Origin of the sequence: Promineifilum sp. (SeqCode), from assembly GCF_041918635.1 — a bacterium.
In the GTDB taxonomy this organism is placed as follows: domain Bacteria; phylum Chloroflexota; class Anaerolineae; order Promineifilales; family Promineifilaceae; genus Promineifilum.
In genome coordinates this window covers 1-2,445 of sequence record NZ_JAYRVJ010000749.1, presented here as the reverse complement: position 1 = coordinate 2,445, position 2,445 = coordinate 1, and the positions used below count along the sequence as shown (strand labels likewise).

Sequence of the window (2,445 nt, the reverse complement as noted above, 5' to 3'; positions counted from 1 at the left end):
CAACCCATGCCGACCGTCCCCACTGACCACCACGCCTTCTTCCAGGGCAAGCGCGTCCTGGTCACCGGCGGGCTGGGCTTCATCGGTTCCAACCTGGCCCACCGGCTGCTGACGCTGGGCGCGGACGTGTTGCTGCTGGATTCGCTCATCCCGGAGTACGGCGGCAACGTCTACAACATCCACGGCATCGAAGACCAACTGCGGGTCAACATCGCCGACATGCGCGACGAGCACGGCCTGCGCTACCTGGTGCGCGAGCAGGACCTCATCTTCAACCTGGCTGGTCAGGTCAGCCATACCGATAGCATGGCCGACCCCTACACCGATCTGGAGATCAACGCCCGCAGCCAGCTCTCCCTGCTGGAAGCGTGCCGCCACGGTAACCCGGCGGCCAAGGTCGTTTTCGCCAGCACGCGGCAGATCTACGGCCGCCCCGAATACCTGCCGGTCGATGAGCGCCATCCGCTGCACCCGACCGACGTGAACGGCATTAACAAGCTGGCCGGCGAGTGGTATCACATGGTCTACCACAGCGTCTACGGGCTGCGTACCGTCTCGCTGCGGCTGACCAACACCTATGGCCCGCGCATGCGCGTCCGTGACGCCCGCCAGACGTTCATCGGCTGGTGGTTCCGCCAACTGCTGGAGGGCCAGACGCTGACCATCTTTGGCGATGGCCTCCAGGTGCGCGACTTCAACTACATCGATGACGTGCTGGAAGCGCTGCTCATGGTGGCCGCCCACGACGTGGCCGACGGCCAGATCTACAACCTGGGCAGCGACGATCCGATCAACTTGTTGAACCTGGCCCGGCTGCTGATCGAGGTCAACGGCGACGGGCGCTTTGAGTTGGCTCCCTTTCCCGCCGACCGCAAGCGCATCGACATCGGCGACTTCTACGGCGACTACCGCCGGATTCGCAGCAAGCTCGGCTGGCGTCCACTGGTTGGCCTGCGCGATGGATTGACGCGGACGATGGACTACTTCCGCGCCAACCTGGAGCATTACGTCTAATGGACGGGCGAGTCGCTCTGGTGACCGGCGCGAACCGGGGCATTGGGCTGGAAGTATGCCGCCAGTTAGCCGACCTGGGCCTGCGTGTCATCCTGACCGCCCGCGACCCGGCGCAAGGGGAAGCCGCCGCGCGGCAGTTGCAGCGAGACGGCAGTGATGTTGCCTTCTGGCCGCTCGACGTGACCGATCCGGCGACCGTGGCTGCGGCGCAGGCGTTCGTCGAGGAGCGCTACAGCCGCCTCGACGTGTTGGTGAACAACGCCGCCATCTACCCCGACGGGGACCGTAGCGTCTTTGACGTGCCGCTGGAGACGATGGAGGAGACGCTGCGCGTCAACTTCTACGGCCCGCTGCTGCTCTGCCGCGCCTTCGCGCCGAGCATGCGCCGGCGGCGTTACGGCCGGATCGTCAACGTGTCGTCCAACGCCGGCCAGTTGAGCACGATGGGCGCGGGTACGCCGGCCTACGCCATCTCCAAGGCTGCGCTCAACGCTCTCACGCGCATCGTCGCCGCCGAGGTGGGCGGCCACGTCAAGGTCAACGCCGTCTGCCCCGGCTGGGTGCGGACGGAAATGGGCGGGCCTGGCGCGCCGCGCAGTGTGGCCGAGGGGGCCGACACCATCGTCTGGCTGGCGATGCTGCCCGATTTCGGCCCCAGCGGCGGCTTCTTCCGCGACCGCCAGCCCATCCCGTGGTGAAACGCGCCATGACCGCTTCGGTTAATATCCCGCTGGTAGACCTGAAAGCCGCCTATCGCCGCCTGCAACCGGAGATCGACGCCGCCGTGGCCCGCGCCCTGGCGAGCGGCTGGTACATCCTGGGCGAGGAGGTGCGCGCCTTCGAGGCCGAGTTCGCGGCCTATGTGGGTGTCGCCCACGCCGTCGGCGTCGCCTCGGGGACGGACGCGCTGCTGCTGGCGCTGCGGGCCTGTGGGGTGGGGCCAGGGGACGAGGTCATCACCGTCGCCCACACCGCCGTGGCTACCGTTGCGGCCGTCGAGCTGGCCGGGGCCGCGCCCCGGCTGGTTGACATCGACCCGGTCAACTACACACTCGACCCGACGCTGCTAAATGCGGCGGTCACGCCGCGCACCCGGGCCATTGTCCCTGTCCACCTCTACGGCCGGCCGGCCGACATGTCCTCCATCCTGGCCTTCGCCCGCGCGCATGGGTTGTTAGTGATCGAGGATTGCGCTCAGGCCCACGGCGCGCGTTTCGGCGGTCAGATGGTTAGCAGCCTGGGCGATGCGGCGGCCTTCAGCTTCTACCCGACCAAAAACCTGGGCGCGGCCGGCGACGGCGGCGCGGTGGTCACCAACCGGCCGGAGGTGGCTGAGCGGCTGCGCCTCCTGCGCCAATACGGCTGGCGGGAGCGCTACGTCAGTGACGTGCCCGGCTACAACAGCCGGCTGGACGAGTTACAGGCGGCCCT

General features: G+C 67.9%; 3 protein-coding genes. All 3 read left to right on the top strand.

The genetic code is table 11. The features are described from left to right. Positions 1–6: 6 nt before the first annotated feature. Positions 7–1,014 carry an NAD-dependent epimerase/dehydratase family protein gene (locus ACE3UY_RS21670; protein WP_374689560.1) on the top strand — a complete coding sequence of 336 codons (1,008 nt, stop codon included), beginning with the start codon at positions 7–9 and terminating at the stop codon, positions 1,012–1,014. Further along, on the top strand, positions 1,014–1,712 hold the full coding sequence (locus ACE3UY_RS21665; protein WP_374689559.1) for an SDR family oxidoreductase: 699 nt from the start codon (positions 1,014–1,016) through the stop codon (positions 1,710–1,712). Before ACE3UY_RS21670 ends, ACE3UY_RS21665 begins: the two co-directional genes overlap by 1 nt. 8 nt (positions 1,713–1,720) lie before the next feature. Continuing rightward, positions 1,721–2,445 (top strand): DegT/DnrJ/EryC1/StrS family aminotransferase (locus tag ACE3UY_RS21660; RefSeq protein ID WP_374689558.1); only part of this gene is annotated, 725 nt, incomplete at its 3' end.